Annotated in this window: 19 protein-coding genes; 9 read left to right on the top strand and 10 right to left on the bottom strand. The window is 63.4% G+C overall.

What is annotated here, in order from left to right; all coding sequences use genetic code 11:
• Nucleotide 1: 1 nt before the first annotated feature.
• Complete coding sequence (locus tag EV688_RS04855; RefSeq protein ID WP_117317233.1) at nucleotides 2-424, bottom strand: secondary thiamine-phosphate synthase enzyme YjbQ; 423 nt, start codon at nucleotides 422-424, stop codon at nucleotides 2-4.
• A 209-nt stretch (nucleotides 425-633) separates the two neighbouring features.
• Between EV688_RS04855 and EV688_RS04860 the strand changes: the two genes are divergently transcribed.
• Nucleotides 634-1,626 carry a choice-of-anchor A family protein gene (locus EV688_RS04860; RefSeq protein WP_117317548.1) on the top strand — a complete coding sequence of 331 codons (993 nt, stop codon included), beginning with the start codon at nucleotides 634-636 and terminating at the stop codon, nucleotides 1,624-1,626.
• A 63-nt stretch (nucleotides 1,627-1,689) separates the two neighbouring features.
• Here the strand turns inward: EV688_RS04860 and EV688_RS04865 are convergent, their stop codons facing one another.
• The 6 genes from EV688_RS04865 to EV688_RS04890 form a co-directional block, all read right to left on the bottom strand.
• On the bottom strand, nucleotides 1,690-2,553 hold the full coding sequence (locus EV688_RS04865) for a universal stress protein (RefSeq protein WP_117317231.1): 864 nt from the start codon (nucleotides 2,551-2,553) through the stop codon (nucleotides 1,690-1,692).
• A gap of 11 nt (nucleotides 2,554-2,564) precedes the next feature.
• Nucleotides 2,565-4,040 carry a SulP family inorganic anion transporter gene (locus EV688_RS04870; RefSeq protein WP_117317229.1) on the bottom strand — a complete coding sequence of 492 codons (1,476 nt, stop codon included), beginning with the start codon at nucleotides 4,038-4,040 and terminating at the stop codon, nucleotides 2,565-2,567.
• A gap of 228 nt (nucleotides 4,041-4,268) precedes the next feature.
• Nucleotides 4,269-5,477, bottom strand: coding sequence for a class I SAM-dependent RNA methyltransferase (locus EV688_RS04875; protein WP_117317227.1), 1,209 nt, complete (start codon nucleotides 5,475-5,477; stop codon nucleotides 4,269-4,271).
• Between the two features lie 10 nt (nucleotides 5,478-5,487).
• Nucleotides 5,488-6,615: a lipocalin-like domain-containing protein gene (locus EV688_RS04880; protein WP_205686604.1), complete on the bottom strand. Its 1,128-nt coding sequence runs from the start codon at nucleotides 6,613-6,615 to the stop codon at nucleotides 5,488-5,490.
• Nucleotides 6,615-9,131, bottom strand: coding sequence for an FtsX-like permease family protein (locus tag EV688_RS04885; protein WP_117317225.1), 2,517 nt, complete (start codon nucleotides 9,129-9,131; stop codon nucleotides 6,615-6,617). The genes EV688_RS04880 and EV688_RS04885 overlap by 1 nt, the downstream gene beginning before the upstream one ends.
• The gene (locus tag EV688_RS04890) at nucleotides 9,128-9,817 is read right to left on the bottom strand and encodes an ABC transporter ATP-binding protein (protein ID WP_117317544.1); all 690 of its coding nucleotides are present in this window, start codon (nucleotides 9,815-9,817) and stop codon (nucleotides 9,128-9,130) included. Before EV688_RS04890 ends, EV688_RS04885 begins: the two co-directional genes overlap by 4 nt.
• A 257-nt stretch (nucleotides 9,818-10,074) precedes the next feature.
• Here EV688_RS04890 and EV688_RS04895 point away from each other — a divergent pair, with 257 nt between their 5' ends.
• The 3 genes from EV688_RS04895 to EV688_RS04905 all read left to right on the top strand — a co-directional run bounded on the left by EV688_RS04895 (nucleotide 10,075) and on the right by EV688_RS04905 (nucleotide 14,168).
• Nucleotides 10,075-11,931 (top strand): choice-of-anchor I family protein, encoded by a 1,857-nt coding sequence (locus EV688_RS04895; RefSeq protein WP_117317223.1) that lies wholly within the window; start codon nucleotides 10,075-10,077, stop codon nucleotides 11,929-11,931.
• A 209-nt stretch (nucleotides 11,932-12,140) separates the two neighbouring features.
• Nucleotides 12,141-13,751: a BCCT family transporter gene (locus EV688_RS04900; RefSeq protein WP_117317221.1), complete on the top strand. Its 1,611-nt coding sequence runs from the start codon at nucleotides 12,141-12,143 to the stop codon at nucleotides 13,749-13,751.
• Nucleotides 13,752-13,754: 3 nt separating this feature from the next.
• Entirely contained in the window at nucleotides 13,755-14,168 is a 414-nt protein-coding gene (locus tag EV688_RS04905) for a universal stress protein (protein ID WP_117317219.1), read from the top strand.
• Between the two features lie 43 nt (nucleotides 14,169-14,211).
• On the opposite strand, the gene EV688_RS04910 is transcribed toward EV688_RS04905, so the two are convergent.
• From EV688_RS04910 to EV688_RS04920, 3 genes are all read right to left on the bottom strand, one after another.
• A complete protein-coding gene (locus EV688_RS04910) occupies nucleotides 14,212-15,450 on the bottom strand; it encodes an NAD(P)/FAD-dependent oxidoreductase (protein ID WP_117317217.1) in 1,239 nt (412 codons plus the stop codon).
• Entirely contained in the window at nucleotides 15,447-16,748 is a 1,302-nt protein-coding gene (locus tag EV688_RS04915; RefSeq protein ID WP_117317216.1) for a DUF3422 domain-containing protein, read from the bottom strand. The genes EV688_RS04910 and EV688_RS04915 overlap by 4 nt, the downstream gene beginning before the upstream one ends.
• A gap of 102 nt (nucleotides 16,749-16,850) precedes the next feature.
• A complete protein-coding gene (locus EV688_RS04920) occupies nucleotides 16,851-17,729 on the bottom strand; it encodes an alpha/beta fold hydrolase (RefSeq protein ID WP_117317214.1) in 879 nt (292 codons plus the stop codon).
• Between the two features lie 264 nt (nucleotides 17,730-17,993).
• Between EV688_RS04920 and bchI the strand changes: the two genes are divergently transcribed.
• The 5 genes from bchI (at nucleotide 17,994) to EV688_RS04950 (ending at nucleotide 24,984) form a co-directional block, all read left to right on the top strand.
• Nucleotides 17,994-19,022, top strand: coding sequence for a magnesium chelatase ATPase subunit I (gene bchI, locus EV688_RS04925; RefSeq protein ID WP_117317212.1), 1,029 nt, complete (start codon nucleotides 17,994-17,996; stop codon nucleotides 19,020-19,022).
• Entirely contained in the window at nucleotides 19,019-20,911 is a 1,893-nt protein-coding gene (locus EV688_RS04930; RefSeq protein WP_240624333.1) for a magnesium chelatase subunit D, read from the top strand. Before bchI ends, EV688_RS04930 begins: the two co-directional genes overlap by 4 nt.
• Nucleotides 20,908-21,789, top strand: coding sequence for an alpha/beta fold hydrolase BchO (gene bchO / locus EV688_RS04935; protein ID WP_117317211.1), 882 nt, complete (start codon nucleotides 20,908-20,910; stop codon nucleotides 21,787-21,789). The genes EV688_RS04930 and bchO overlap by 4 nt, the downstream gene beginning before the upstream one ends.
• A gap of 596 nt (nucleotides 21,790-22,385) precedes the next feature.
• Entirely contained in the window at nucleotides 22,386-23,918 is a 1,533-nt protein-coding gene (locus EV688_RS04945; RefSeq protein ID WP_117317208.1) for a phytoene desaturase, read from the top strand.
• The gene (locus EV688_RS04950) at nucleotides 23,899-24,984 is read left to right on the top strand and encodes a phytoene/squalene synthase family protein (protein ID WP_117317206.1); all 1,086 of its coding nucleotides are present in this window, start codon (nucleotides 23,899-23,901) and stop codon (nucleotides 24,982-24,984) included. Before EV688_RS04945 ends, EV688_RS04950 begins: the two co-directional genes overlap by 20 nt.
• Nucleotides 24,985-25,026: the final 42 nt, after the last annotated feature.

The raw sequence follows: 25,026 nt of genomic DNA on the forward strand, positions 1-25,026 counted from the left end.
ATCAGTCGCCAATTCCCTGCAGGGTGATCACGATAGATCGCGTGTGCGCCGCCGTGCGATGCTCGTAGATATAGACAGATTGCCAGGTCCCAAGCGCCAGTCGTCCCTGTGCGATGGGGAGTGTCAGTGAACTGGATGTCAGCACGGTGCGCAGATGCGCAGCCATGTCGTCCGGCCCCTCCTGGTCATGTCGGTAATGTGGGTCTCCATCGGGTGCAAGGCGCGACAGAAAGCCCTCAAGGTCGTGCCTGACATCCGGATCCGCGTTCTCGCAGAGGATGAGCGATGCGCTCGTGTGCTGCAGAAAGACATGCGCGAGACCGGTGGTGATGCCACTGTCGGCGATGCCCTGGTCAATCTCAGCCGTGACGTCATAGGTGCCTCGTCCACGGGTTCGCGTTTGCAGTGTGTGCTGTGACCACATGGGATGAAGAATAGCATGTAGCCGTAACAGCTCCCCATGCCTGTTTCGCTGCGCACCTTCTCTGCCTTCATTGCCGGATCAGGATGTACTTCCCCTTCGCTGTGGCCGCAAAGGTGTGGCGCAGCTCGCATTTCCGGAGACTGCCGGCCCCTGCTCGTTGACCCGTACCCGCCATAACAGGATATTGCGCAGCAGAGCACGCAACGCTCATGATGCCGGATCTTGGTGTTGCGGGTACGTTCAACGCTTTTATTCTGGGCGATATGCAGGGTTATCACTCGGACGTCGAGGGTCGCCTGGCGGTGGGTGGCAACCTTACGCTGGAACACTATGCCGTCGGAATGCAGCTCAGCAATTCACGTGGGGCACGGGATGACCTTGTTGTCGGCGGTAGCGCAGATTTCCAGCATGGCAGGATGTATAGCGGCAACGCCGTCATTGGCGGCACCAATGCAATCCACCCTGAAAACGTCGGTTTCTACAACGGTGATAATCCTGATGACGCATCGGGCAATGCTAGAGTCGGTGCGCTCCCCCTGAATTTTTCAGCTATCGGTGATGAGCTGAAAGCGAAGTCAAGTGACTGGGGAACCTGGCAGAGCAGTGGCGAGGTCTCACGCGATGATTACGGCAACGTACAGTTTACCGGCGCGGGCAAAAAGGCAGTTTTCAATCTGGAGTTGGGTCGCCTGGCAAACGTCAGCAGCTTTCTGTTTGATATGCCGCGCTATACGACGGCAGTCATCAATGTGTTCGATCAGGAGGTGAATCTGAGCAACCTCGGCTTCCACCATATGGCGATTGCCGGTGTCGACGCGGATGGGAAGTTACGAAGTGGCGACAACAAGATGCCGGATAACGACCCCGATGTGTTTCGCCACGATGGAAGTCTGACCAACCGGATACTGTTCAACTTCGTCAATGCAACGAAAATCACGATGAGCGGCATCGGCTTCAAGGGCAGCATTCTCGCCCCGCGGGCTGATGTCACGGCCTTCAATGGCCATATTGACGGAAACTTCATCAGCAATTCGCTGTTACGCCCTGTAAACGAAAACGGAGCGCTCACCGGGGATTACACCCTGCAGTTCAACAACTACCGATTCATGGATGTCCCCGCACCATCAACCCTGTCAGCGTTTGCCCTGGGTTTGCTGCTGCTGGGTTTTCGCACTCGCCGCCGTTGCGCTTTGCCTGCCTGAAAGCCCGCCGCCTGCCAGTACAGTGACTGTCAATCTGTCGCGAAAGGCCGACGTCAGCATCCGTCAGCGCAGCAGCAAGGTCGGCACCCGCGCCGATCGCAGCAGGTCGGAGGTCTTGCTGCCCAGCAGGAGCGTGCGCAGCGGTGAGTGGCTGTAGGCGCCCATGATGAGAATGTCGATGCCGTTGTCCATTACCTGGCTGCCGATGATGCGCTCGGCATCCCCCGGGATCAGTGTGGTGGTGGCGTCCAGGCCCGCCTCTGTCAGCGTGCGTCCCGCCCACTCCAGCTGCTTACCCGAGTCCTTGTTTTCCTTGCCGGACATCAGCAGCTGAATCGGCATGTCCCGGAACATCCTGCTGGCGGCGATGGTCTGCACGCCGCGGCGGGTGATGCTGCCGCCGTCAAAGGCGAACAGGGCACGCCTGGGCTCGGTGAAATTGTCGGTAACCGCAAGAATCGGCTTGCGCAGGGCGCGTACCACGCGCTCCACGTTGCGGCCGAGGTCGCGCTGGGTCGCCTCCGCGGAACGGCCTCGCCGGCCGAGGACGAACAGGCAAACGTCGTCCTGCTGTTCCGTCAGCGTGCTCTCGATCTCGCCCAGACGCTGGCGCATGTCGGGTTCCGCAACGCCGGCGGTCATCGCCCGTTCACGCAATCGATTGAGAAACAGGCGGCCGCGCTCGCGGGCTTCCTTGCTGCGCGATTCATCCTGCTCCGAGAGATCCTGCAGGAGCTGTGTCTGCGCACCGAGACCGATGGCGCCACTGTGATCGGTGTTGGTGGCTATCTCGGGATGTCGGTCAATGACATGCAGCAGTTCCAGTGGCGCTTCGATGCGACGTGCGGCCCAGGCGGCGTAATCGGTGACGTGGTCCGCAAAATGCGACTGGTCGACACAGGCGAGGACTTTTTCCTCAATCTTCATTGCGACCTCCCTCAGTGGCTCATCATCAGGTCTTCGGCACCATCCTTGTCATGGATGGCGAACTTGTCGACCAGCGTCGAACTGGCCTCGTTCAGGCCGATCACCTCGACGTCGGTACCCTCGCGCCTGAACTTGATCACTACCTTGTCCAGCGCACTCACGGCGGTGATGTCCCAGAAGTGCGCGCGGCTGACATCAATGACCACTTTCTCGATCACTTCCTTGAAGTCGAAGGAGGCATTGAAGCGGTCTGCCGAGGCGAAGAACACCTGACCCACCACGTGATAGGTGCGTACGCGCCCTTCGTTTTCGGAGTGCGAGCGGATAACGAGAATCTGACCGACCTTGTGGGCAAAGAAGAAACCTGACAGCAATACGCCCGTGAGAACGCCCTTGGCGAGGTCATGCGTGGCTACCGTTACGACCACCGTGGACAGCATGACAAGGCTGGAGCTTTTCGGGTTCACCGTGAGTTCGCGAATGGACTGCCAGTTCAGCGTGCCGATCGAGACCATGATCATGACGGCGACCAGTGCCGCCATCGGGATCTGTGCGACCCAGTCGCCGGCGAGCATGAGCATGGCAAGGAGGAAGATGCCGGCAGAGAAGGATGACAGGCGCCCGCGTCCCCCGGATTTGATGTTGATCACCGACTGGCCAATCATGGCGCAGCCGGCCATGCCGCCGATAAAACCGGAGGTGATGTTGGCTACGCCCTGGCCGATGCACTCGCGGTTCTTGTCGCTACCGGTGTCGGTGAGATCATCGATCAGCGAGGCGGTCATCAGCGATTCCAGCAGGCCGACCACGGTAAGCGTCGCGGCCACCGGGAAGATAATCTGCAGCGTCTCGAAGTTGAGGGGTACGTCGGGCAGCAGGAATACCGGCAGGCTGTCCGGCAGGTCCCCCATATCGCCTACCGTGCGGATATCCAGACCCAGATACACGGCAATGGCGGTCAGCACCACAATCGCAATCAGCGGTGACGGCACGGCCTTGGTGAGGTAGGGAAACAGATAGATAATGCCCAGGCCTCCGGCGGTCATCGCATAGACATGCCAGGTGACGCCGGTGAGTTCCGGTATCTGTGCCATGAAAATGAGTATGGCAAGCGCATTGACGAAACCGGTAATCACCGAGCGCGAGACGAAGCGCATCAGGGTGCCGAGGCGGATCCAGCCGGCGATGATCTGCAGTATGCCGGTGAGGACGGTTGCCGCAAGCAGGTACTGCAGGCCGTGCTCTTTCACCAGCATGACCATGAGCAGCGCCATCGCGCCCGTGGCGGCGGAAATCATGCCCGGCCGCCCGCCCGTGATGGCCGTTATGGTGGCGATACAGAACGAGGCATAAAGGCCGACCTTGGGGTCGACGCCTGCAATGATCGAGAACGCAATGGCTTCGGGGATCAGCGCGAGCGCAACGACCAACCCCGCGAGCAGATCGTTGCGTACGTTGGACAGCCATTCCTGCTTGAGGGTATTCATGCCAGAGTTTTCCTCTTTGGATGCCGGGGCCCTGTGGCTCTGGTTACCCAGTACGCAGGCCAGCGCGTCGGCATTATGGGAGGCGCAAGGCGGCGGGAGCACACATCCCTGCAGGACTGTGGTCCATACGCGGTGGACACCACGGTACGTCGAAAAGGGCGGCGGAGGTTAGCACGAAGGCGGGGAGGGTAACAGGAAAAAGTACCGGTTTGCCTTGCGGCAGACGTCTCACCTTGCCAGATGCGCGAGCAGTTCGATGTGTGGCGTATGCGGAAACGGGTCCAGTGGCTGCAGCGTGTTGACGCTGAAACCGGCATCAAGAAAGCGTGAGGTATCGCGGGTAAAGGTGGCCAGGTCGCAGGAAATGTAGAAAACGTGGCGCAGGCGTCGGCCGTGCCTGAGCAGTGAATCGATATGCCGGAGGCCGTCCCTTGGCGGGTCCAGCACGAGGACAGTCGCCTGCTTGAGCGACAGGCGCAAGCTGTCATAGGCGTCTTCCGCATACAGGTTGTGGGCAATGGCTGTAATGCCGGGCAGATCGCGTGCCGCCAGTGTGGCAATCGCATCCTCGGCGCTGTCGACGGCGGTGATGTGGCTGAAGCCCAGCTGTGCCATCACGGTTGTGAAGTTGCCGTCCCCGGAAAACAGTTCGAGTACAGGTTCGTCCCGATCGAGGGGCTGCAGCGCGCTTGACAGCCATTCCTGCATGCGCCGGTTCTGTGCCGTGTTGCCCTGGCGGAAAGGGCGTCGCTGGTTGGGGACGACGCCTGCCGCAGTCACCTGCTCGTCGATATCAAGACTCGTCCAGAGGTGCTTGCGCGACGGCTTCCACGCCGGTTCCGGCAGTCGCCGAAGGAGCGCCTGCAGGGTATCCCGGTTCGGCGGCGTCAGTATGGGGCAGTCATTGATGGCGGCCAGGGTATTCGATCCGCCAGCGACATAGCCCAGTTGCTGTCCGTCCGTCTTGAACTGGGCGCGGTTGCGATAGCCGTAGCTGTGCGGCGACGGCCACAGCGGCTGTACCGCGTCACCGGCGCCAAGTGGCTGCATGGCGCCACGCACGCGCGCCTCCTTGACCGCGCACTGGGCGTTATAGTCGACGAACTGCCAGGGGCAGCCGCCGCAATCCCCGGCGCCAACGCCATGATGTGGGCAGTCTGGCGCGACGCGATGCGGGGAGGCCTCAGTAAGCTGGACAAGCCTGGCGTGGCCGAAGCGGCCCTTCAGGTCGGTAACCCGGAACCGTCCCTGTTCGCCCGTCCACACGCCGGGAATAAAGAACACGCGTCCACTCGGGTGTTCCACAACACCGCTGCCAGCGGCGCTGATGTCGCGTACGGTACCGGTGAATTCATCGCCTATGCGAATGCCGCCGCTATCCGTTGTCGCTTCTCGGGCCGGCGATGGGCGTGACCGGGTGGCTCGCTTCCTGCGCATGCCGTGAGCCTCAGTAACCGGTCATTTCAAGATAGCCGCGGCCAAGGTGCTCGCCGGTTGCGGCCGCTTCAATGCGCACGGCGCCTTCCCAGTAGCGTACGCTGGTGCGCATCTCCTGATCGTCCAGCAGGGCCTCGATGCGCAAGGTGGGTGAGCGGCCGCCAGTTTCCAGCGTCCACGCCACGGGGTAGCGGCGACCGGAGCCGCTGGTCCAGAAGCGTTCCTCGCGCAGGCTGAAATCACTTGCCTGAAGGGTTTCGGACACCCCCTGTGCGTCAACCCAGGCCCCGGCACTGTGCTCATCCGTACTGCCATCCGTTTTCCGCAGACGATAGACCATGAGGTCTTCACCGCTGTCGAGCTGCAGGGAGAACCAGTCCCAGCCGGCCTGATCGTTCCCCAGGGCGCTGGTGCTCCACTCCCTGTCCAGCCAGCTCATGCCGGAGACGGCGCGGGTGCTGTCGTCGATGCGGATCTCGCCGCGTGTGGCGAGGCGGGTGATTGAATAGTAGTAGGAGGCATTGCCGGGGGCGGCGCTTTTCTGGCTCAGGCCCTTGTCACCCTGGAGAATGACCTCCCGGACAGGGTCGACGGTCAACTGCAGGGCGAATTCGCCAGTATCGACGTCAATGGTCCAGGGGAAGCTGCCATCTGCATCGCCGCGTATCTGCCAGTCTTCCAGCCAGACACGGAAGGGCTGCATTGACTGGCCGGCCAGCCCGGCGGCACCGCGCGCATAGCGCTCGGCATGGCGGTGGTCGGCAGTGGCGACGTCGGTGACGGCAACGTGGCCCATCCAGACCTGATGCGTCGCCCAGGCCGATTGGCTTTCGGGGGAGCCCGGCGCCAGTGCAATACGAAACAGCGTCAGCTGATAGCCGAGGCGATCGCCATCCGGCGCCTCAACGTTGCCGGTGAAATACCACCACTCATTGCGAAAATCGGGGTGGGCCGCGTGATCCCCGGGAAACACGAACTGCCGTGGGCTGTCCGCACGGGCAAAGCCGGTTGCCGCAATGCCGCCGAGGGCATCGCCCACGGCCATGGAATCCTCCGCTGTTCTGTTGTCGCAGGCGGCAAACAGCACCGTCAGCAACAGCGCCGTCAACCTGGCGAGATGTGTTATGCGACCGCGCATCACAAGCCTGCCAGCCGGTCGCGCAGCGACGCCGTACCGATACGTCGGGTGGGATAAAGGGCGGCGAGCAGTGCGGCGACGATGGACAGCAGCACCGCTTCCAGGGCGATAGCGGGGAAGAAATGGCTCTGCATGGTCCAGCCGAAGGAGCGCCGGTTGATGACGTCGATGAGAATCTCCGACAGAACCCCTCCCAACGGAACCGAAAGCAGTCCGGCCAGCAGACCCACCAGCGCTGCCTGGCTCAGCACCAGGCGCTGCAGCTGACCCGGCGTCATGCCGGTGGCTCGAAGCACGGCGAATTCGCGACCCTTCTCCAGAAACAGCGCCATGAGCGCGCTGAATACGCCAATAAAAGCGACCAGTATAACCAGGACTTTCAGCACATCGGTAATCACGAAGGTGCGATCGAAAATAGCCAGTGAGCTGTCGCGAATCGCCCGGTTGGAGATGACCTCTGCATCGCCCGGCAATCGCGCCGCCAGCGCCTGCAGGGCACCGATCACGTCATCGATGCGGGCATCCGCCGCGAGCGAGATACCCAGGTTGCTGACGTCGCGGTCCGGCCAGTGACGCTCGTAGAGCAGACGGGGCAGGACGACCATGCCGCGGGACGAGCTGTAGTCGCGATAGATACCGGCCACGGGCAGCGTTATGTTACCCGATGTCACGCTGCGCACGCGTACCCGGTCACCGGCGCTGATGCCCTGGCGATAGGACAGGGGTTCCGAGACAATCAGGGCCCTGCCCTCGCTGAACTGCTGCCGGGCGGCCTCGGGATTGCCGCCGATGAATTCGAAGCCGCGCGCGCTGTGGCGGGCGGCGCCCAGCACCAGGGCGCGAACGGTTTCCCCGTTGATCTGCAGGTCGCGGTTGCTGCCGGTGCTGACGTCACTGACGCCGGGCACGTTGTTCGCGGCCTTCAGCCACGCGGTATCGAGTCGTCGTTCGCCCTGGCTGTCGGCGGCTGCGGATACGTACAGGTCGCTGCCCAGGGTGGTATCCAGCCAGTCGGCGACGCTGGCACGGAAAGAGCCCGTCATCAGGCCGACGCCCACCGTGGCGGACACGGCGATGGCCAGCGCGACCGTTGCCAGGCCGGTCCGGCTGAGGGAAGACTGCACGCCGCGCAGGGCGAGCCGCCCGATGCTGCGACGAAACAGCGGCAGCGGTTCACAGCCGCGCAGCAGGGCCAGCATGAGCGGCGGTATGCACAGACTGTAGCCAACCACGAAAACGAACAGGGCGCTGAAGCCAGCCACCAGCGACTGGCCCGATAGCGCGATCAGCACAAGGCTTGCCAGCATGCCCGCCACGCCCGCGGACAGCAGCAGCCAGGGCGTGCGTCCGCCGGTTTCCTGCTGCGAGCGTCGTTCGGCAATGACCGGAGCCGCGCGCGCCACGCTCCGGGCGGGCACGAGTGTCGCCGCAAGGACGGCGAACAGGGTGATGGCAACGCTGCGCAGGACCATTGCCGGTGCGAGGTCGATCTGAGTCGGCGAGATTTCCACGTAAAGGTCACTGATAGTGCGTGATACCAGCACCAGCAGACCCTGGCCGAGGGCCATGCCGAGAGCCACGCCGATAGCGCTGCCGATAAGACCGAGGGCGCCCGCCTCGACCAGCAGCAGGCGGAACAGCTGGCCGCCGCTCGCGCCGGTCATGCGCATAACCGCAAATGCCTGGCGCCGCTGCAGCGCGGCGAAGGTCATGGTGTTATAGACAAGGAATACGCCCACCAGCACTGCGAGCAGGCTCATCGCCGCGAGATTCACGCGAAAGGCCTCGGTCATCTCGGCAAACGTCGCCTGCTTCTGTTGATAGGCCTCCAGCTGCAGTGCAGCCGGCAGGCTGTCGTCAAGCGCTGCCGCTTCTGCATCCGTCAGCTTCAGCTGTATGCGGCTCAGGCTGCCCGGCTTTCCCAGTACGTCCTGCGCCGTGGCGATGTCCGCGAGGATGCGATCAGCGAGCCAGCTGCCCGGGCCGGGGTCTGTGATGGCGAGAACGCGGAGCCGGGCAGTCCCGACGTTGGTGGTGGCGGTCAGTGTATCGCCCTTGCCAATGCCGAGGGTCCGGGCCAGGGATTGCGGTATCACCACGCCGCCGGGCTCTGTCAGCAGCGTCCGCAGCGTGTCTCCCTCCAGTCCGGACGGTGCGCTGGCGCCGAGATCCATGCCAGTGAGGGCGAAGGGGTCGGTGCCGACGACCTCCTGGCTGTCACCGTTGATCTCGATCCGTCCCTCCACCAGCGGCAGCGTGCGACGCAGACGCCGGTCCAGCCGCAGCGTCCGGTAGACATCCTCCGCGATGCTTCCGTCCGCCGCGGTGATTTCATGGCTCATCGGCCCAGAGAGGACATCGATAGAGCGGTCGAAGGAGCGGGTTGCGGCGCTGTTGGCGAGATCCACGGCGACCATGACCGCGGTGCCCAGGGCGATGCTGAGCAGCGTGAGGCCAAGCTGCCACGGATGGCGAATGAAGAATCGTCGGCTGGAGCGCAGCAGCAGTGGACTCATGCCGGCGGCTCTTCCCCGTTATTGCGCAGATGACCGTCCTCCAGCACCAGGACGCGATCGGCGCGTGCGGCGACGTCATCGCTGTGGGTCACCACGAGCAATGCCTGCTGGTCGTCGCCGGCGCGGTTGAACAGGAGTTCCAGCACCTGCTCGCCGGTCTGGGCATCAAGGCTGCCAGTGGGTTCGTCTGCCAGTACGAGGGCGGGTCGGTGAATCAGTGCACGGGCAATGGCGACGCGCTGCTGTTCACCACCGGACAGCAGATCGGGGAACGTATTGCCGCGCCCCGCGAGGCCCACGGCATCCAGCCATCGCAGTACCTCCGCGTCCTGTTCCTTACGCGATACGCCGGCGAGATCCAGCGGAAGAGCGATATTCTCGGCCGCGGTCAGTGTCGGGACGAGATTGAAGCGCTGGTAGACATAGCCGATATGGCGTCGGCGGAAGTGAGTGAGCGCCGGCTCTCGCAGAAGACCCATGGGCTCGCCGTTCAGCGTCACCTGTCCGGAGGTGGGATGGTCTATGCCGCCGAGCAGATTGAGCAGCGTCGACTTGCCCGAGCCGCTGCGGCCCAGCAGAGCCACGCGTTCGCCTGCCGCGATTGCCGCCGAGACGTCTTGCAGAACGCTGTGAGACTGCCCGGCCTCCCGATAGGCGTAGCTGAGGTTGCTGGCTTCAATGAGCATAATAGTCGTGTCGCGTGAAGGTCCCGCGACAATGGTACTGGGTTTTTCACCACCGTGTTGCAGGGGCTTGACCTCACGGCCTCGGGAAAACTGGGCGACATCCATCGGGGTAGACACCAGCGCCAGGCAGGCCTTCGTGCGGTTGTCACGATTTATTCATTTAACGGTCATGTTTCCTTCATGCACTCGTAATATTGCTGACACATCGTAGGCATCACTGTGGCAATAGCCGTTACCGCACCGAGGAGAAATGCACGATGACGACCCTGTTTCGCTCAATGCTGTTTGGATCGATACTTGCCCTTTCCCTTATCCTCGCTGGCTGCGAGGGTGACGATGGCTCGGACGGTGCGGCAGGGCCTGCGGGCCCAGCGGGACCTGCAGGAGCCTCCGGCACTGACGCGACAGTCTCGACGATTGCTCTGCGATTTCTCGGCCGCTACGAGACTGGTGAGTTCGACGAGTCGGCGGCGGAAATTATCGATTATGACCCATCGACGGAACAGGTATTTGTGGTCAACGCCAACTCAGGACGTCTGGATATCCTGGATTTGTCGTCACCGAGCACGCCGACACTCGCGCGTTCGCTGGACGTAGCCGCGGACATCGCTGACAACAGTGATTCGGGAACTGTCCCTGCCCTGGGCGGTGTGAACAGTGTTGCCGTGCATGGCGACGCCTTAGCGGTAGCGATAGAGGCAGCTAACAGGCAGGACAACGGTTATGTGGCTTTCTACCAGACTGATGGTACTTTCCTGAGTGCCGTGGTTGCCGGCGCGCTGCCTGACATGGTGACCTACAGCCCCGACGGCAATACCGTGCTCGTGGCAAATGAAGGAGAGCCCAACGGCGATTACAGCGTTGATCCCGAGGGTTCCATTACGCTGATTGACGTCTCTGGCGGTGAGGGCGCCCTGACCGCGGCAAATGTCACTCACCTGCGTTTCACGGATTTCAACTCGGGTGGCAGCAAGTCTCTGGGTTCGAATGTCAGAGTTGCCGCCAAAGCGGCGAGCGTTGCCCAGGATCTGGAGCCCGAATACATCTCGGTGTCCTCTGACAGCACAACCGCGTGGGCCGTTCTCCAGGAAAACAATGCACTGGCGGTTATCGATATCCCGGGGCGTGAAATCACGGCCGTGCTCGGGCTGGGTTTCAAGGACCATGCACTGCTGGGTAATGAACTCGATGCAAGCAATCGCGATGGCGGTATCAATATTCGCGAATGGCCCCTGCGCGGCGTGTTCATGCCTGACGGTTTTGACAGCTATGAATATGCCGGCGTCACCTATCTGGTGACGGCCAACGAGGGTGATGCGCGCGAGTACCTCACGGATGCTGCAGACCTCGCTGAATGCAACGCGCAGGGTGGTTTCGATTTCGATGATGGCGACTGCTTTCACTACCTCGATGAGATCCGTGTCGGTGATATTCTCGACACCGGTGCCACCATCGACCTGCCTAACCTCACACGATTTGCGCCGGATCTTGAGACTCTGGTGTCCAATGAGAATCTGGGGCGCATCAAGGTAGTGGGGGATCTCGGTGTTACTGGCTGCAGCGGGAACTCCATTGCTATAACCGGCCAGCCCGGGCCGGGATGTGTGTACGAGGGTCTGTATTCCTACGGTGCGCGCTCATTCAGTATCTGGAATGGTGGAACCGGGGAACTGGTTTTCGACAGCGGCAGCGACTTCGAGACCATCACGGCCCAGCGTCTGGGTGAGGGCTTCAACGCCAGTAACGATGATAACGAGGGGGATGACCGCTCTGACGACAAGGGTCCTGAGCCGGAGGCCGTGGAAATCGCAACCCTCGAAGGCCGTACCTATGCCTTCATTGGTCTTGAGCGTGTTGGCGGAATCATGGTCTACGATATCACCAACCCGGAAGCGGCTACGTTTGTACAATATATCAATACACGCGATTTCAGCCTAGACATCGAGGAGGAAGTGGACGCCGGAAACCTAAGCGCTGTCGGTGACCTCGGCCCTGAGGCTATCAAGTTTATTTCCGCGGATGACAGTCCGAGTGGCGAGCCTTTGTTGATCGTGGGCAATGAGGTCAGCGGGACCACTGCTGTCTTTACGGTGTCCATCGTCAGTAACGGATAAGTAACAACACTTGAGCAGTTGATGAGCGCGGGCAACCCCCGCGCTCACCGCTTCTCTGAAAAACCCCGCACTCCCCTATCAATCTGTGATCGCTGCCAGGTGCCGCAATCTGCCAGGTCAGTTGAATACCGAACTTTCTGGTCGGAATCGCCGCGCTGGAAAAAAACCGCTATCGTGGGCACCGGTTCGCAACAAAGAGCGCCCCGTATATGCTGCATAGCGAAAAGATTTCCGCGATTGCCCGGGCCGAGGGGGTCGCGGATTACACCTCCGATCATCGCGTGGGCGAGGACAACATCCGCGCTTTCGGCCTCGATGTACACAATCCGGTGTTCGCCGTGTCTGGCACGACCATTGTGGTCTTCGTTGCCTTTGCGCTGTCGTACCCCGAGCTCGCGGCGGAGCTGTTCGGGCAGTGGCGCATCGCGCTGACCACGCGGCTGGACTGGTTTTTCATGGCAGTTGCCAACTTTGCGCTGCTTTTCTGTCTGTATCTGGTGGTCTCGCCGCTGGGTTCCATCCGCCTCGGTGGCCCGCAGGCGCGTCCTCGCTATGGCTATCCGAGCTGGGTTGCAATGCTGTTTGCCGCCGGTATCGGCATCGGCATCATGTTTTACGGGGTGCTCGAGCCCATGAGCCATGCGCTGACGCCGCCGCTGTCGTCCGAGGGCATTACCGGAGGCGCGCGCCGCGAGCTGGCGATGGCGTCCACCATCTATCACTGGGCCTTTCACCCCTGGGCCATCTATTCACTGGTGGGGCTGTCGCTGGCATTTTTCAGCTTCAACAAGGGTCTGCCGCTGGTGATTCGTTCGGCGTTATACCCCCTGTTCGGTGATCGCATCTGGGGCTGGCCCGGGCACATGATTGATGTGCTGGCGGTCCTCGCGACCCTGTTCGGGCTGGCCACATCGCTCGGCTTTGGCGCCGAGCAGGCCTCCGGTGGCATCGCCTATCTCTTTGGCCTGCCCAACGAGAATTGGCTGCGGGTAGCCGTTATCGCCTTTATTACGGCCATTGCGCTAATTTCGATCCTCAGGGGGCTCGACGGGGGCATCAAGCGGCTGAGTGAATTGAACATGCTGGCGGCGGGTGTTCTCGGTGCCTATATCCTTGTGCTTGGGCCGACCGGGGATATTCTGGGTGGTTTTTTCCAGTACGGCGCTGCCTACGTGCGTTATCTGCCGGAGCTCAGCAACTGGGTAGGCCGTGAAGACAATTACTACATGCACGACTGGACGACGTTTTACTGGGCGTGGTGGATCGCCTTCTCGCCGTTTGTGGGCATGTTCATCGCGCGCATTTCCAGCGGACGCACCGTGCGGGAGTTTGTGGTCGCGGCCCTGCTCGCGCCATCGGCGATATTCGTGTTGTGGATGACGATTTTCGGCGAGACCGCCATGGACCAGTACTTTCTGGAGGGTCTTCAGGAGGTCGCGGCCACGGTGCGGGAGTTCCAGCCTGAACTGACGCTGTTCGTTTTTCTCGAGGAGTTTCCGCTCACCCTGGCCACATCCCTGCTTGGCGTTGTGCTGGTCATTATCTTCTTTGTGACCTCCATGGATTCGGGCTCGCTGATCGTCGATACCATGACGGCGGGCGGAAAGATCGAAACGCCGGTAGGACAGCGAATTTTCTGGTGCATTTTTCTCGGTTTGCTGGGGGTTTCGCTGATGCTTGGCGGCGGGCTCAGCTCCCTGCAGGCGCTGGCGCTCGCGTCGGCATTTCCGTTCGCGGCGATCATGCTGCTGATGGTGGTGAGTCTGCATCGCGGACTGCGCGCAGAGCTGAAGCTGCTTGACCCCGTCGGGAGGGCATGAGCCGTGTATCAACGCATCGGCGTCCCCGTGGATCTCGAGCATCCGGAAACGCTGGCCAAGGCCATGGCCACGGCGTCGACGCTGGCGAGCGCCTTCGGCGCGTCGCTGCATCTGGTGGCCGTGACCTCGCCATCGCCCGGCGCCGTGGCACGGAACCCGCAGGCATTTGCCGAGCGCCTCACCGCTTATGCCGACGAGTGCAGCGCCCGCCATGGTGTCATATTCACGCCTCATGTCCGCGTTTGCGATGATCCGGCGGTCGAGCTCGACAGGACTCTGTCAGCCGCGTTCCACCAGCTGGAGGTTGATCTGCTGGTGGTCGCATCGCATGTTCCGGGGCTGCGCGATTATGTGTTTGCCTCGAATGCCGGCTGGCTCGCCAGCCACACGGATCTGTCGGTTTTTGTGGTGCGCTGAGGTGGCCTCGCTGGTCTCTGCGAACGAGGTGTGTCGGGATTGCCTAGGCCAGCACCGAGCGTGAATCCGCCCGGATCGGCTCGCGGTCGGGTGACAGGTATGCCGGGTCCATCGCGCAGTCAAAGTCGCCGCAGCTGCCGACCAGTGCGCGCGCGACAAGTGCTCCGATCGCCGGCGCCAGCTTGAAGCCATGGCCACTGAAGCCATTGGCCACCCAGAAACCATCCAGCGCCCAGGGCCCGACCACGGGATGCACGTCCACCTGATTGACCGTGTACAGGCCGCAGTAATCCCGGACGTTGCCGTCGACCGAAAAACCGCGCAGTCGGTGCTGCAGAAGGTGAACCTTTTCCGCACGAAAGCGATCGTCAGCGACGGTGAGGAAATCATCCGGGTTGTCGACGGTTTCCCGCTCGTCCTCCTCGCGCACCGAGCTGACCAGGAGTTGCTGCCCCCGGTTCTGGGTGCGGAAATACATGCCCGCTGCCATGTCCACGGTGACCGGCAGTTTGCCCGCCAGACTTTTCGGTCGGTCGAGGTGGACAACCTGTATGCGCACTGGATCCATCTGCATGGGAGCCTCTACATCCGCTGCCCGGTAGACCGCGTTGCACCACGGGCCGGCGGCGTTGATCACGAGATCGGTGTCGATATTCTCGTCGTCGCCGAGAGTGACGCCGGTCACGCGGCCGCCCTGCGAGCGGATACTGGTGACTTCTGTGTTGTAGTGCAGCCCGACACCGGCGCGGCGCAGGGCGTCGGCGGTGTCCTGCGCGGCACTCACGGGATCCATCCAGCCGCCGTCAGTCTCCAGCAGATGGCGGTTGCCCGCTTTGCAGTCGTGGGCTTCCGCGGTAGCGAGGTCGGGACACAAGGGGCAGGGATTCAGCGCGGGGAACATCGTCTGCAGATCACGGTCGCTGAGCATGCGCGTGCGCACACCGAGTGCGGACAGTCGCGTGTGTTCCCGCTCGGCCCAGCCGGCGTCCTCGCCGGGCATCCACAGAACGCCGTCCCGCTGGAATATGGCGCGCGTGTCAGTCTGGCCGAGGTAGGCATTCCACTGCTGATAAACGCCAATGCCATCCCGCGCCAGCTGCACCATGTTGTCGGCAGAGTAGCGGTAGCGGCAGATCGCCGAGGAGGCGCCGGTCGAACCAGCGCCAACCCCCGGTCCGCGATCGCACACAACAATGCGCAGGTGGCTGCGGCGGCGGAGCTGCCAGGCAATGGACAGGCCGATGATGCCGGCCCCCACAATCAGAACGTCGCAGGTTTTCATGCGTTATTGTGCAGACGGCGCCGCACCCGGCGAACGGTTAGCCAGACAACGACAAAGACCAGCGGTGCGGCAATGCCGGTGGCGAGATCCGGGTCGATTTTCACACCGACCGACTTGGCGGATTTCAGGGCATAACTCAGCAGCCCGACGGCGTAATAGCTGATCGCGAAGATCGAGAAGCCTTCCACCGCCTGCTGCAGCCGTAGCTGCAGCGTGGCACGCTCGGCCATGGTTTCCAGGATGTCCTGGTTCTGCTTTTTCTGCACCATGTCGACCATGGAGCCCAGCAGATTGGCTGCCCGCGCGACGCGTTCCGCCACTTCATGGGTGCGGCGCTCGGCGGCATCGCAGGTGCGCATGGCGGGCTGCAGGGATCGCAACAGAAAGTTCGAATAGCGCTGGTGGCTGCCGAGCTTCTGCTCCTGGGTTTCCCTGATACGCCGATCGACGATACCGTAGTAGGCTCTTGCTGCGGCAAAGCGGTAGGCGTTCGCTGCGGCGATGTGCTCTGCCCGTGCAGAGATCGTGGTGATTCGCCGCAGCAGCTCTTCCTGCGTATCGTCCACGGTGCTGCGCGCCAGCTGCCGCATGACGTCATCAAGCTGTGGCTCCAGGTCGCCCAGCGCCGCCATCACCTCCCGCGCCCGGGGCAGGGCCATCATGGCGAGCATGCGGTAGGTTTCCATCTCCAGCAGGCGCTGCAGCAGGCGCGCCAGGCGCTCCTCGCTGATCCCGCGGTCGATAACCACGATGCGTACGAAGCCCTCGGCATCAAGGCGGAAGGCCGACCATACCTCGGCACAGCTCTCGGCCATGGCGCCGCCATAGATTGACTGCGCCCCGAGGAGTGATTGCGCCAGTGCGACATTGTCCTTGCCATCGCCGGCGCCGCTGCCCAGCACCTCGATCTTGACGCCGATAAACATGTTTTCCAGCAATTCCCGACGCTTGCCGCCGTCAAGGAAGTCGATCGCGGATTCGGAGAAAGGTGGCTGGCCGTTTCCCGGTACGAGCAGGGTATGGCTGTTAGCCTCTGTGTGGCCCTCCCACTTGATCAGGCAGGAACCGATCTGCACGGAGTGGTGCCGACTGTCTGCCGCGGGCTGGCCCTGGCCGTGCTCACTGCAGAACGCTCCGAACGCCTGGCGGCTTTCTTCGATGGTGGTCTCGCTGCGCAACGCGACAACGTGGGCGCAGCGGAAGGGCGGTGGCAGGCTGAGATTGGGTCGCGCATGCCATTCGTTGCTCAGTGCAATACGCTGCTGTCGCTGCGGCGAGCCGGGTAGCTGTGCTGTCATGGAAGATCTCTGACGGACGGATCGGTCGGGTCGATGCGAAAGCCTAGCATCGCATTACAGCGATGTCCTGCACGATCTGCCCGGTGGGGGCCACCGGGGCGTCTACTCCCCCGCGGGGGTATTCCAGAATTCGTCCAGCGCGTTGAAGGTCTGCTCAGGTTGCTCCCAGTGCGGCAGTCCCAGCGTCGGACTGATGCGTACTGAGCGCCAGTTGTCGTGCTGATCCAGCACCTCGGGCAGGCGCTCGAAGCTGATATTCGGGTCGCGATCGTACAGTACGAGCACCGGCGCGGCAATACGGTGATACAGCGTGCCTGGGGCATCATCGGTGAACAGGCGCATGGAGAGAAAGCAGAACGGCGCAAACTGCGCTCCCGCCACATTGGTGGTGCGGTGTGCGTAGTTGACGAGCTCTCGAGGGGGCCGCCCCTCAAACCCCATGTTGAGGAAATAGCGCACGCTGGGTTTGACGGTGAGCGCCTTGTACAGCCCGCTGCCGACAATCGGTGTGCTGAAAAAACGGAACAGGCGATCGCGGGTTTTTTTTGAGGGACGCGGGCGGGCGCCGAAGCCGGTGGGAGAGATCAGCGCAAGACTCCTCACGTGATTGCTGGCCAGCGCCGCGCGAGCGGCGAATTCCGAGCTGGTCGACAGCGCCACGACATCCGCGGGCTCACCGATGACCTCAGCAAGAAAGCCGCGAATAGTGTCGGCATAAAGCGCCGGGGAATAGTCGCGATCTCCGCGCTCAGACTGGCCGAAGCCGGGAAGATCCGGTGCGTAGACCGGACGCCTGCCCCGGTAGTGCTCGAACAGCGGCTTCATTTCCATCGCGCTCGGCGCCGCATTGATGCTGTGCAACAGCAGCAAAGGCCTGCCCGCGGGGGCAGACGTGTCGCTGTAATAGGAAACGCGTCCACAGCCTTGCGACGTCCAGTCGCTGGTGTCGGCATCGAATGCGGGTGGCAGCGGTTCTGACATTGGGCGTAACCTGGACACAGTGAACTCAACAGGATAGCAAATAATAACCTTCGGGCCCGCATGGGATTTTCCGTGTGAGGGAAAAACGCCGATGTTTGCCGACGGCGCTTGAGTTTCGGCGGCGCTGCGGGTAAAAGATCAGGACGCCGAGGGGTGTTGCGCCAGGTTGACAGTCCGAGCTGCCGGAATCGCCACCTTGCATGGCGGAAACCCGGCCAATACACCACGGCTTCAGTCACAAGCAACAGGGATACTCTTTCTATTATGGCGCTTGCCTACCCCTTTTCGGCCATTGTCGGCCAGGACGATATGAAACGCGCGCTGCTGATTGCATCGGTCGACCAGGAAGTCGGCGGCGTTCTGGTGTTCGGTGATCGCGGCACCGGCAAATCCACCGCGATTCGTGCACTCGCGGCACTGATGCCAAAAATGGACGTAGTGGGGGGCTGCCCCTATAACTGCGCTCCCGACGCAGAGCGCCCTGGGCTGTGTGCACAGTGCCGGCCGGGTGAGGATGCAGGGAAGGAAAAAGTCCGCAGCGAACCCATGCCGGTGGTCGACCTGCCACTGGGCGCCACGGAAGATCGCGTTATCGGCGCGCTGGACCTGGAGCGCGCCCTGCGCGACGGTGAAAAGGCCTTTGAGCCAGGGCTGCTGGCGCGTGCCCACCGCGGCTTTCTTTATATCGACGAGGTCAATCTGCTTGAGGACCACATTGTCGACGCCTTGCTCGATGTGGCGGCTTCCGGGGAGAACGTGGTCGAGCGCGAAGGCCTGAGCATCCGCCATCCGGCCCGCTTCGTCCTGGTTGGCAGCGGCAACCCGGAAGAGGGCGAACTGCGGCCACAGCTGCTGGATCGCTTTGGTCTCTCGGTGGATGTGGCGACGCCGACAGAACTCACGTCCCGTATCAGCATTGTGCGCTCCCGCGATGAATTCGATCGCGACCGGGCGGCCTTCATCAAGCGTTTCCAGCGCAAGGAAGGCAAGGTGCGCAAGCAGATACAGAATGCCCGCGAGCATCTGGGTGAGGTGGAGTTGCCCGACAGCGTCGTCGAGCTGGCGGCGCGCCTGTGTATTGCGCTGGGCACGGACGGGCTTCGCGGCGAGCTGACTTTGATACGCGCCGCCCGCGCGCTGGCCGCTCTTGAGGGGGCAAAAGAGGTGACTTCCGAGCATCTGCAGACCGTTGCCCCGCTGGTGTTGCGCCACCGCCTGCGCCGCGACCCGCTGGATGAGGCCGGTTCCGGTGCCCGCATCACCCGCGCCATGGAGGAGTTGTTCGCAGCGTGACCGCGGCAGTTCCCAGTCAGCCCGATATGACGCCCACCGCCGGGATGGCGGCGCTGTGGGAAGACGCCGTGCTTGCCGCCGCCGCCACTGCAGTGGCACCGAATACCCTGGGGGGCGTTGCCCTGCGCGCCTGTCCGGGCCCGGTTCGCGATACCTGGCTGGAAGCCTGGCGCGAGGGCCTGCCGCCGGAGCGACCGGTGCGGCGTATTCCCCTGCATATCGCGGAATCCCGGCTGCTTGGCGGACTCGACCTGGCGGCGACGCTGCGGGCCGGCTTGCCGGTGTCCGAACGCGGCCTGCTCGCCGAGTGTGATGGCGGCTTCGCTCTGCTGGCAATGGCCGAGCGCGCGACGCGCAGCACCGTTGCCCACCTGGCAACCGCGCTGGACCGGGGCGAGCTGACGCTGGCACGTGAAGGTGTGAACGGCGACGTCGCGGCTCGCCTCGCCTTGATTGCCCTGGATGAAGGCCAGGCCGATGACGAGGCGCTGTCTCCCGTCCTGCGCGATCGCCTGGCGTTCCACCTTGATCTTACGCCCCTGAGCATACGGGACCTCGACGCCTCGGGCTTCAGTGCCGAGGCCATCGCCGAGGCACGTGAGCGTTATCCCCGGGTCATGGTCAACGATGACGCCCTGGAAGCCATCTGCGCCACCGCCGCCATGCTGGGCATCGACTCCCTGCGGGCCTGTCAGTTTGCGCTGGCGTGCGCGCGCGCGGTCGCGGCGCTGTCGGATCGTGAAATCGTCGAGGCCAGCGATCTCGACGCCGCGGCGCGCCTTGTGCTGGCGCCACGTGCGACGCGGGCTCCTGCGCCGCCGCCAGAGGAAAATGAAGAGGAGGAACAGCCGGATGAGTCGCCGCCGGAACCCGAGCCGCCGGAGGACGATCCTGCTGATGACTCGGCCGATGATCCAGAAAACCCGGATGACGATGATCAGGACCATGACGAGGACAGTGACGGAGAAAACGATGACGACCAGCCCGGGCAGCAGCCGCTGGAGGATCGTATTCTCGAGGCCGCAACGGCGGCCATCCCTGCGGCCCTGCTCGCCAGCATTGAATCCGGGCTGGTGCAGCGCAGTCGCGGCAACTCGACCTCAGGGCGCTCGGGTGTCCAGCAGCGCTCCAACGCCCGCGGGCGTCCCATGGGTACCATGCCTGGCGATCCACGCAGCGGCGCGCGTCTCAGTTTGATCGACACCTTGAGGACGGCGGCGCCCTGGCAGCGCCTGCGTCGCGCCGAACAGGATGCCGCGGCCAATGCTGAGGGTCCCGGGATCATCGTGCGGCGCTCGGATTTCCGTGTCACCCGATTCCGCGAGAGAACCGAGAGCACGATTATCTTTGCTGTGGACGCCTCCGGTTCCGCGGCGCTGCATCGCCTTGCGGAAGCCAAGGGTGCGGTGGAACTTCTGTTGAATGACTGTTACGTGCGCCGCGATCAGGTGGCCCTGATTGCGTTCCGGGGCGAGGTTGCCGAGATGCTGCTGCCGCCCACGCGATCGCTGGTTCGCGCCAAGCGCAATCTTTCGGCGTTGCCGGGAGGCGGCGGCACTCCTCTCGCGAGTGCGATTGACGCGGCGGGTGAACTCGCCGTGCAGATCCAGCGACGCGGCGGCACGCCGAGTGTGGTTCTGCTCACCGATGCTCGCGCCAATATTACCCGCGCCGGGAAACCGGGCCGTCAGCAGGCCTTTGAGGAAGCGCTGGCGGCTGCCGCGGTGTTACGCAGCTACCGTGTCCCGACCATGGTGATTGATACCTCGCCGCGTCCGCACCCGAATGCCGCAGCCCTGGCTCGCGCGCTGGATGGCCGCTACCTGCCGCTGCCCCATGCAGACGCAGCGATGCTGCGCGACAGCGTGCAGCTGGCGTCCGGCCGATGAGCGGGGATCTCGCCGAGATTCACGATGAGTGGCCCAATCGCACGGCAAGTCGCTACGTGGAGGCGGGTGGACTGCGTTGGCATGTGCAGGAGCTCGGCACCGAAGGCCCCGAGCTCCTGCTGCTGCACGGTACCGGTGCTGCCACCCACTCCTGGGCGGGCATGGCGCCACTGCTGGCGCAGCACTTTCGCGTGATCGCGCCGGACCTTCCCGGACACGGCTACACCGATCCCGCCGCGCGCGGACAGCAGTCACTGCCCGGCATGGCCGCGCTGGTGGCCAGTCTGCTCGATGCGCTGGGAGTGGAGCCGAAGCTGGTGGTCGGGCACTCGGCCGGCGCGGCAGTCCTGATCCGCATGACGCTGGATGGTCTGATTCGGCCCGCCGCGATCGTGTCATTCAACGGTGCCTTACTGCCCTTCGAAGGCCTGATGGGCAAGGTATTCCCGCGCGCGGCACGCGCGCTCGCCGCCCTGCCCATATTGCCGGGATTGCTGGCACGACGCGCCAGGCGTTCACCGATGGTCGATAGGCTGATTGAGCAGACCGGCTCACAGAGCGCCTCGCTGGACCTCGTTCACTACCAGAGCCTGTCGCAGTCGCCGCGTCACATACGCGGGGTGCTCGCGATGATGGCCAACTGGGACCTCGCGACGCTGGAGCAGGATCTTCTTGAACTCGACACGCCACTGTACCTGGTGGCCTGCGTGAACGACCGCGCGGTGCCCGCTGCGCAGGCTCGCTTTCTCAAGGCGCGCCTTGCCTGTGCCCGTCTGCGTATCGTGCACGAGCTGGGGCACCTTGGGCACGAGGAGGATCCGGCGCAGTTTGTCGGATTTGTGGAAGAGGCGGCGGCGGAAGTCGGGTTGCTGGGCTGATGCCCTGCTTTACAGGTTGTGGAGCACTGTTCCCGGTCTGGCGGGGCGGGGCGGGGCGGTGGGCTGCCCGGGTCGCTGCGGCGGGGACGATGACGGCCGCTGCGCAACTCGACCGCAATCGCTGCGCGATTGCCGGGACTCGAACAGTGCTCGCGGAAACCCCCGCCATCGTCCCCGCCGCAACCCGCGACCTGATCGGGCGGTCCACCGCCCCGCCCCCGCCAGACCTCACGCCCGCACGTTGGATTCGCATCCGCTGCGCGTCGCTTCCGTGGCAGGCAACTCCAACTTCAGCACATGCAGCCCCGCATTGCACCGTGTCAGGCGTCTCACGCCGTCCCCCTTTTCCCGCGGACCGTCTGCGGCCAGGACGGCCGCAGCCGAGCCCCCATGGATGGGATTTCGGCGAGTCCGCGGGAAAAGGGGGACGGCGTGAGACGCCAGGATCGGAGCGAAAAATACCCGGGAGGGCGCGTGAGAGGGCGGCGGCAGGGCGCAAAAATACCCGGGAGCTACGCCCCAGCCCAAACCGGGTGTGAAACCCCGCACCATGCTGCTATTCTCTTCCCGACTCCGTACGATGCAGTGCCTAGCCCATGACCAGCCCTCTTCCTGAAACGCCACGAGTTCCGCTTGCCAGTCCCGATGCACCCCACGCCGTTGTTATCGGCAGTGGTTTTGGCGGCCTGGCCGCAGCCATACGCCTTGGCGCGCGAGGCTTTCGCGTTACCGTGGTCGACAAGCTGGATGCCCCTGGCGGCCGCGCCTACGTTTTCCGCCAGGACGGATTTACTTTCGACGCCGGCCCCACAATTGTCACTGCGCCTTTCCTGCTGCGCGAACTGTGGAACATGTGTGGTCGCCGGTTCGAGGACGATGTCGATCTGCGCATGATGTCGCCGTTCTACCGCATCCGTTTTGACGACGGCAAAGTGTTCGATTACGGCGGCGATCCGGAGGCCGTGAAAGCCGAGATTGCGCGCTTCAACCCCGACGACGTCGCGGGTTATGACGCGTACATGAAAGCCAGCGAAGAGGCATATGCGGTCGGTTTCGAGAAGGTGGGGCACCTGCCTTTCGATACTTTCGCCGAATTGCTGAAGTTTCTGCCGGACATGCTGCATCTGCGCGCATACCGCAGCGTGTATGGCCAGGTAGCAAAACACGTCAGCGATCCCTACGTGCGCATTGTGCTCAGTTTTCACCCCTTGCTGGTTGGCGGTAACCCCTTCGCCGTGACGTCTGTCTATACGCTTATTTCCTTTCTCGAGCGGCAGTGGGGCGTGCACTCCGCAATGGGCGGCACCGGCAGCATCATCAACGGAATGGTCGACCTGATTCGCGGACAGGGCAACCAGCTGCGGATGAATGCAGAGGTGGAAGAGATTCTGGTGGAGGAGGGCGCTGCAAAGGGTGTGCGACTGCGTTCCGGTGAGGTCGTCCCGGCAGATCTGGTGGTTTCCAATGCCGATTCGGCATGGACCTATCGGCACCTGGTGCCGGAGCAGCACCGCCGTCACTGGACCAACAAGCGTATCGAGCGCTCGCGGTCCTCCAACGGGCTGTTTGTCTGGTACTTCGGCACAAAGCGGCAGTACCCGGAGGTGCCGCACCACTCCATTGTGCTCGGTCCTCGCTACAAGGCGTTGTTGAAAGACGTGTTCAAGCACAAGAAGCTCACCGCGGACTTCAGCCTCTACCTGCACCGGCCCAGTGCCACCGATCCGTCAATGGCGCCGGAGGGGCATGACTGTTTCTACGTGCTGGCGCCGGTGCCGCATCTGGATGCGGACGTCGACTGGAGGGAGCATGCGGAAACCTATCGGCAGGCGGTGGAGGCCCGGCTGGAGGAGACAATGCTCCCCGGTCTGCGCGACGCTGTTGTGACGTCCCGCGTCATGACGCCGCTGGATTTCGAAGAAAGGCTGCTGTCCTTCCGGGGTGCCGGGTTCAGTTTCGAGCCGGTGCTCTGGCAGAGCGCCTGGTTCCGGCCGCATAATCGAAGCGAGGATGTCAGGCATCTGTACCTGGTGGGTGCAGGCACCCACCCCGGTGCAGGAATGCCCGGCGTACTGTCCTCTGCACGTGTTCTTGATACCATTGTGCCGCATGTCAATACCTTCCGCTGATACCCCACCGCCGCTGCGCGAAGCCGACATGGCCGCCTGCCGCGGCCTGCTGAAGACCGGGTCGCGTTCCTTCCACGCGGCATCCCGCTTTCTGCCATACCACTGTCGTGACGCTGCCACCGCGCTCTATGCATTCTGTCGCCAGGCGGACGATGCGGTCGACGACAGCGGCGCCCCGCATCTGGCACTGGAAATGCTGCACGGTCGCCTCGACGCCATTTACGCGTGCGCTCCCGAAGATTACGCTGCGGATCGCGCGCTCGCCTCCGTTGTTGTGCGTTACGGTCTGCCCCGGGGCCTGCTCGATGCCCTTCTGGAGGGTTTTGCCTGGGATGCGGCGGAGCGTGAATACGAGACGCTGTCGGATGTGCTCGACTATGCGGCGCGGGTAGCCGGCTCTGTCGGTGTCATGATGGCGGTCATCATGGGAATACGTGATGCCAGCGTTCTGGCGCGCGCCGCGGACATGGGTGTCGCCATGCAGCTGACCAATATCAGCCGGGACGTGGGCGAGGACGCCCGCAACGGACGGCTTTACCTGCCCGCGTCGTGGCTGCGCGAGGCGGGAATCGATCCGGCGGCGTTTGTCCGGGCGCCACAGCACAGTGCCGGGCTCACTCTCGTAACCCGCCGTGTTCTTACCGTGGCCGACAAGCTCTACCGGCGCGCGGATGCCGGCCTGACCTGTCTGCCGCTGCGCTGCCGCCCCGGCATGTACGCGGCGCGCCTGCTGTACTCGGCGATTGGCAATGAGGTGCAGCGCCTGGATTACGACAGCGTTAACCAGCGCGCTGTGGTCCCGCCACAGCGCAAGCTCTGGCACCTTACGCGACTCGCGGGCCTGCCGTTGCTGGACGCCGGCGCGGTGTCGGCACCTGTCCTCAGGGAGAACCGTTTCCTGGTGGAGGCGGTCAATTCGCACCCCGGTCCCCGCGTAAGCTCACTGGTCGAGCATGAGGGCAAGGTTGCCTGGATGCTGGCACTGCTTCAGGACCTGGAGCGCCGCGAACGATCGTCAGGCACACTGGATGCCCGCGACAACGAGCGCCGTTCAGCGGCCGGCTGAGGGAGTCGGCAGCGGTTGATCCCGCGGTTTCCTCGTCCGGAT

The sequence above is a fragment of the Chromatocurvus halotolerans genome (assembly GCF_004340525.1).
Classification (GTDB): Bacteria; Pseudomonadota; Gammaproteobacteria; order Pseudomonadales; family Halieaceae; genus Chromatocurvus; species Chromatocurvus halotolerans.